This is a genomic window from Parapedobacter soli (assembly GCF_025460835.1).
GTDB lineage: Bacteria > Bacteroidota > Bacteroidia > Sphingobacteriales > Sphingobacteriaceae > Parapedobacter > Parapedobacter soli.
This window is the reverse complement of record NZ_JAMXAY010000052.1, coordinates 24636-30994: the sequence shown is the minus strand read 5'-3', so window position 1 is coordinate 30994 and position 6359 is coordinate 24636. Positions and strand designations below refer to the sequence as shown.

General features: G+C 51.4%; 7 protein-coding genes. 6 read left to right on the top strand and 1 reads right to left on the bottom strand.

All coding sequences use genetic code 11. From position 1 onward, the window contains the following. Positions 1-31: 31 nt before the first annotated feature. Entirely contained in the window at positions 32-913 is an 882-nt protein-coding gene (locus tag NGM62_RS17825) for an AraC family transcriptional regulator (RefSeq protein WP_262249644.1), read from the bottom strand. Positions 914-1090: 177 nt separating this feature from the next. Here NGM62_RS17825 and NGM62_RS17820 point away from each other — a divergent pair, with 177 nt between their 5' ends. Genes NGM62_RS17820 through NGM62_RS17795 form a run of 6 tightly spaced genes read left to right on the top strand, consistent with a single transcriptional unit; the run spans position 1091 to position 6348 of the window. Then, complete coding sequence (locus tag NGM62_RS17820; RefSeq protein ID WP_262249643.1) at positions 1091-1954, top strand: amidohydrolase family protein; 864 nt, start codon at positions 1091-1093, stop codon at positions 1952-1954. After that, complete coding sequence (locus NGM62_RS17815) at positions 1951-2949, top strand: zinc-dependent alcohol dehydrogenase (protein WP_262249642.1); 999 nt, start codon at positions 1951-1953, stop codon at positions 2947-2949. Before NGM62_RS17820 ends, NGM62_RS17815 begins: the two co-directional genes overlap by 4 nt. A gap of 14 nt (positions 2950-2963) precedes the next feature. Continuing rightward, positions 2964-4112, top strand: coding sequence for a mandelate racemase/muconate lactonizing enzyme family protein (locus NGM62_RS17810; protein WP_262249641.1), 1149 nt, complete (start codon positions 2964-2966; stop codon positions 4110-4112). Between the two features lies 1 nt (position 4113). Next, on the top strand, positions 4114-4902 hold the full coding sequence (locus tag NGM62_RS17805) for an MBL fold metallo-hydrolase (protein WP_262249640.1): 789 nt from the start codon (positions 4114-4116) through the stop codon (positions 4900-4902). 25 nt (positions 4903-4927) lie between these two features. Then, positions 4928-5611 (top strand): RraA family protein, encoded by a 684-nt coding sequence (locus NGM62_RS17800; protein ID WP_262249639.1) that lies wholly within the window; start codon positions 4928-4930, stop codon positions 5609-5611. 29 nt (positions 5612-5640) lie between these two features. After that, a complete protein-coding gene (locus tag NGM62_RS17795) occupies positions 5641-6348 on the top strand; it encodes a PIG-L deacetylase family protein (RefSeq protein ID WP_262249638.1) in 708 nt (235 codons plus the stop codon). The last annotated feature ends 11 nt before the right edge of the window (positions 6349-6359 follow it).

The window sequence follows — 6359 nt, the reverse complement described above, 5'->3', positions numbered from 1 at the left end:
GGAGTGGGCCTCAAGCAGGCTTACTCCTTTTTTATTTTATCCGGTCAGTAGTGAATGCCTTTAGATAATTCTGTCGATATACCTTCGGCTGGCAACCTTTGAATTTTTTGAACTGGCGATAGAAAAAAGGGATGCTTTCGAAGCCGGAATCATAGCAGATATCGCTTATCTGATTGTCTGTATTGATGAGCAGTTTGCAGGCTTTGCTAATTCGGTATTCGTTTAGGAATTCAGAAAATGGCTTTTGCATCACCTTGCTGAAAAACCGTGAGAAGTATTTGGGACTCATGCATACCTGGTCTGCAATGTCATCGAGCGTAATTTTACCTCTGTAGTGCATGCTGATATACTTGTATATGGTGTTAATACGGTCGCTACTGTGATTGGTCGGTTCGTATGAAAAGCCGTGTTCGCAGAGAAAGTTATAATCGGAGGATATACTTAATTCATCCAGTATCTCGATAAGTTGGATAAGCCGCTGCAGTGGAGGCAATTCGGTTAAATGGAGGCATTTCTTTTTTAATCGCCTAGCGACAGCTGGATCGAATTTGATTCCGCGGTTTGCGAGTCGCAACAAGTTTCTAATCCCGGCAAATTCGTGGCTCTGCATCCATACTTCATCCCAAAATTGCTCTTTTAAATAGATAACAATGGCATTTGGCGGTCGTTGTTCCGATCCGGTCTCGTCTATCCAACAGTGTGGCAGGTTGGAACCCAGCAAGACAAAATCATCATTCATGTAGTTTTCTACGCTGTTGCCCACATACCGTATCCCTTGGCCCGCGGGGATGTAGGTCAATTCGTACTCGTTGTGGTAATGCCACGGATATTCAAATTCTTTTTTACTTTCTTGTAAAACGACATTAAATAAATTGGATTCAGCTAACGGTACGGGTTTGTAATTTGCTTTCATGGTTTAAATATAAATATAATCTAGCAGGAAACTTATTCCAATAATTTCCCTAAAATATTCATTTCAATTTAAGATATTCCGCACGACAGCCTTTTAGAAGCGAAAAAGACGAAATAGGATAGCTATTTATTTATATGGGGTAACCCGATTGACATTTCATCCCTTATCATTGCATTTATGATTGTAGACGTTCATACCCATGTTTTCTGGCCTGAATCGGACTTTGGGCCGAGGCTGCAGGCCGACCTAAATCGCTGCGGTGTTGACCAGGCCGTATGGGGCGACGTGACGGAACGGCATTTGGAGACCACGCTGGCTGCAGACGTAGCCATTGTGTTTGGGTTGCAAGCATCCGCTACCGACTGGCTCATCCCGAATGAAGCGGTGGCTGCCCATGTTGCGCAGGCCGCCGACCGGTTGTTGTTTTTCGCGTCGATAGATCCGGCTAAGGCCGGCTATATGGAAGAGTTGGAAGTTTGCCATCAGCAACTGGGCGCCGTGGGCGTTAAATTGGCTCCGCTTTATCAAAACGCGCACCCTGCTGACCCTAGGTATTATGACATATACAGGTACTGTGAAAAAAATGGGCTGCCGGTACTTTTCCATGCCGGAACGTCGTTCGTGAGCGGCACGCCACTCGATTATTCGCGTCCCGTCCATTTTGACTCGGTAGCACTGGATTTCCCCGAACTGCGTATGGTGCTGGCGCATCTCGGCCACCCGTGGGAAGGAGAGACCATTTCCGTTATTCGGAGGCACGCTAATGTGTATGCGGATCTGTCGGCCCTATACTACCGCCCCTGGCAGTTTTACAACGCCATGCGCCTACTGGTGGAATACCGCACCGAATCCAAAGTGTTGTTCGGCTCCGATTTTCCGTTTACGACAACAGCAGACTCCATAACAGGGGTACGTAACCTGAATCATATTATCGCTCAGAGCGGATTGCCGCCGGTTCCCGATGATGTAATCGAGGATATCATCCATCGTGATGCGTTGGCATGCTTGAACTTACCGCATCCAAAATCAATAAAGAGATGACGAGACAACTTCCGAAGACTATGAAAGCGCTGCAATTACTGGGTGTGGACCAGTTGGTGATGACCGAACTCCCTATACCGGAGCCGCAGGCTGGTGAGGTACTGATTAAGACTAGGGCATCGACAATCTGCACGTCCGACCTGCATGATATCAGAGAAAATCCGTTTGGTATTGCGCTTCCAAAAGTGCTCGGTCACGAAGGGGCAGGTGTGGTTGTGAAATGCGGTCCCGGTGTTACGGAATGCTCGGTCGGTGATCGGGTCGCTACGCACCCCGTGGTTCCCTGCGGAAATTGTACGGAATGTCACCGCGGCTTTGGCCACCTGTGCGTGAATATGGGGCACCTGGGGATCGATCGCAACGGCACGTTCGCAGCGTATTATGTTCACCGCGCAGACCGTCTGCGCCGATTGCCTTCCGATTTGCCGTTTCCCCTGGGGGCATTGCTGGAGCCTGTGGCCAATTGCCTGCAAGCGATTGCACGCGCCGGAGACGTAAGGGGCCGCGAAGTACTCGTGGTGGGTGATGGCCCATTCGGCAATATTATCGCGCGGTTGGCCACCCGGGCCGGCGCGGGACGGGTGCTGGTGGCGGGTAGGGAACCGTTCCGGCTCGGCATGATCCCTGGGGCGGAGATTGTCAACGCCCCCGCCAGGCGGTCGGCCGATGTAGCTATTCTAGCCGTGAGTTCGCCCGAAGCGTTTTCGACGTGCCTTTCGGCACTGCGCAAACGCGGCCGGCTGGTCGTATTCAGCCTGCTCAACCAGCCGGTGCCGATAGACTTGTTTGGCCTGCACATAGACGAACAGGAAATTGTGGGTTGCTGTAACGACGAGGATCGGATGGACGAATCGCTGGCGTGCCTGTTGGATCCGAAACTATCACTTTCAGCACTTATCACACACGAAGTGCCGTTTGAGAATTGGGCTGACGCCTTTCATCTGGCCCGCGACCGGCACGACATTGCACTTAAAGTAGCATTGACATTTGAATAAAAATAATTGTAACCATGAAGATTACCAATGTAGAGGCATTTATCCTTGAGTCGCCCTTCGAGAACACGGCACCCGAAGGTAGTGAAGAAGCCAGGGGCGTGAAGCATTGCCTGTTGTTGAAAGTTAGTACAGACGAGGGCATAACAGGCTGGTCGGATATTGAGACATCTTCCCACGTCGGGGTGGCAGCGGTAGAGGCGCCGGACAGTTCACCCTATTTCGAAGGGCTGCGAGCAATCGTTTTGAACGAAGACCCGTTCGATGTCGAGCGCCTGTGGGACAAGGTCTATCGCCATTCGATTTATTACGGACGCCGCGGGGTGGCCATGCAGCTCCTTTCCGGGTTCGACATCGCCTGCCATGACATCATTGGCAAAGCCACCGGAAAGCCGCTTTATAAAATCATGGGTGGAGCTCGACGGGAGCGTGTGCGTGCGTATGCTTCCACACTGTTTCGGCCAACTCCCGAAGCGATTAAAGATGCCTGTGCATTTTACCTCGATCGGGGTTTCACCGCCATCAAGTTCGGTTGGGGTGTCTTCGGACAGGATTTAAAGCTCGACATCAAACTCGTTGAAGCTGCCCGCGAGGCGGTAGGCCCGGAGGTGGAGCTGATGGTAGATCCCGGATGGATGGTCGATCGCAGCGCGTATGATGCCATTGCGCTCTGCCGCGCGTTGGAGCCGTACGACATTTACTGGCTGGAAGATTTTATGCACCCCGAAAATTATGAAGGGTATGCGAAAACGAAGGCGGCTGGTGTAAAAACACGCCTGGCTGCCGGCGAGCAGGAGGCCACCGGCTGGGGGTTCCGGCAGCTGATTCAGCAGGGCGGCATTGATGTGGTACAACCCGATATTACGCGTTGCGGCGGATTTACCCAAATCCGGAAAATTTTGTGGGAAGCGGAATTTGCGGGGGTGGATGTTTGTCCGCACGCCTGGCTAACCGACTTGAATACCGCCGCCGCGCTGCATGTCAACGCCATATTGCCGCGTTCGCTGTTCCTGGAATATAATGTGAGCGACAACCCCATGCTCCGGGAGGTAATCGAAAACCCTGTTCAGATCGATGAAGCGGGTTATATAGCGGTTCCGGACGGACCTGGATTGGGGATTGTAATCAATGAGTCAGCGGTGAAGAAATTCTGTGTTAACCGATGATATGATGCAGCAAATTCATGATTATCCATTACCGGCCGCTGAAGCAGCGCTTTGGTGGCTTGGACAGGCTGGGTATGTCGTCCGGTCGGCCGATATGACCGTGGTCATTGATCCGTATCTTTCTGATTCGGCGGCCAAAGGTACCCCGGAACTTGCGCGCCTATATCCCGTACCGATCAATCCGGCCGAACTTCGTGCTGATGTGTACATCGTTACGCACGACCACCTCGATCACCTGGATCCTGAAACCATTAGACCCTATCAGTATAAAGGGGATACCTGGTTCGTGGCACCGAGGCAGGCTGCTGGCAAACTTATTGATATCGGGGTGCCCGAAAACCGGGTTGTGGTGCTGCATGCCGGCGAAAGCTGGAAGCATGGGGCAGTTGAAATAACCGGCGTCTTCGCGCTACCCTCGGGCGTCGACGTATTGGATACCACCGGTTATACGATAACGTTCGCCAATGGCCGGCAGCTTTACCATACCAGCGATACAGAAATGCATCCGCTTGTGACGGCGGCAGCGCCTAAAACACCCGAGGTGCTGCTGGTTCCGATAAACGGCAAATGGGGCAACCCCGGGCCGGAGCAGGCCGCAAGGTTTGCACAAGCGCTCCAACCCAAGTATGTGCTTCCCAACCATTATGATCTGATGGCACTGAATGCCGAAAATCCGGACACCTTCGAATGGTTTTGTAGACAGTATGAGCTGGGCGATCGATGCGTGATACCTGAACGGATGAAGCCTTTTAAATGGGGCGGTAAGCCGGAATTGAATGATATAAAATAAATTAATTGACTTAATAAAAATGAAAATGAACAACGAAGCAAATCTTTTCCAAACTGATGACGAGAAGTTTGATTGGATCCGAAAGCATCTTTATGTCCCGATCGTGTCGGACGTTATGGATACCCTAGGCCACCGGAACAATGCGATGCATCATCGCCTGAGGCCACTGGACCCTGACAACTGCGTTATTGTAGGGCGTGCGAGGACCCAACGGTGGATGGAAACGGATTATATTGAACGGGATGCTTACGACCTGGAAATTGAGGCGGTAGACTCGCTGACCAAGAACGACGTAGTTGTTCATTCAACAGACAACGCAAACACCAATGCGCCATGGGGGGAATTGATGAGCACCATCGCAAAGCGCAACGGCGCAGTAGGAGTCATTTGCGACAGCATGGTGAGAGACTGTAAAAAGATGGTGGAAATGGGCTTTCCCGTTTTCTATACGGGCATAAAGCCGGTAGACAGTTTGGGCAGGGGGCGTATGATGGCTTATGACGTACCCGTAAAGTGCGGGGGGGTGCTTGTCAGAGCAGGTGATCTTATTTTCACAGATTTCGACGGCGTCGTCGTGGTGCCACGGGAAATAGAAGATCAGGTGCTGTCTCTGGCCTATGATAAGGTTACCAAAGAAAGCCAGTCGAGGAATGATTTATTAAATGGCGACACTTTAAGGGCCGTTTATGACCGCTATGGCGTACTTTAAGAAGAGTTGACAACAAAAAATATATTGTTATGAATATACTATGTGTGGCGGCACATCCAGACGATACCGAACTGCTCTGCGCAGGCACGTTAGCTCGCTATGCCCAGGACGGCCACCAGGTTACGATTGCCATTTTTACCGACGGAAGTATCGGCGATGCCGTTGTGAAACCGGAGGTGCTACGTGTTACGCGCGAAAAGGAAGCGCGTAACGCTGCCACCTTAATCGGCGCTCACCTGATTTGGGCAGGCGTGACCGACGAGCTGGTTTTTGCCGATAGGGAACAACGGCACTTGATGATCGATGTGCTCCGGGAAGCCGACCCGGATGTTATCTTTACCCACTCACCGAATGACTACCATCCCGACCATCGGTATGTCGGCCAACTGGTGTTCGACTCGTATTTCCAAAAGGGCTTACCGTCTATGCCAAACCAGTCACGACCGGCCTGTCGGTTCGCGCAAGCCCAACTGTATTATATGGATAACATATGTGGTATCCGGTTTGATCCCACGGAGTATGTAGACATTACCGAAACATTTGAAACGAAAAAGGCCATGCTCGCTTGCCATAAAAGCCAATTCGTGGCGATGGAAGACTTGGCCAGCACGGATATGAATGAAATGATTGAAATTCATGCCCGTTTCCGGGGATTGGCGGCGGGTTGCCGGTATGCTGAGGGTTTTGTCCGTGTTGACGCGTATCAGCGCGGACTAACCCGTCGCGTTTTGCCTTGAAGCATAAAACG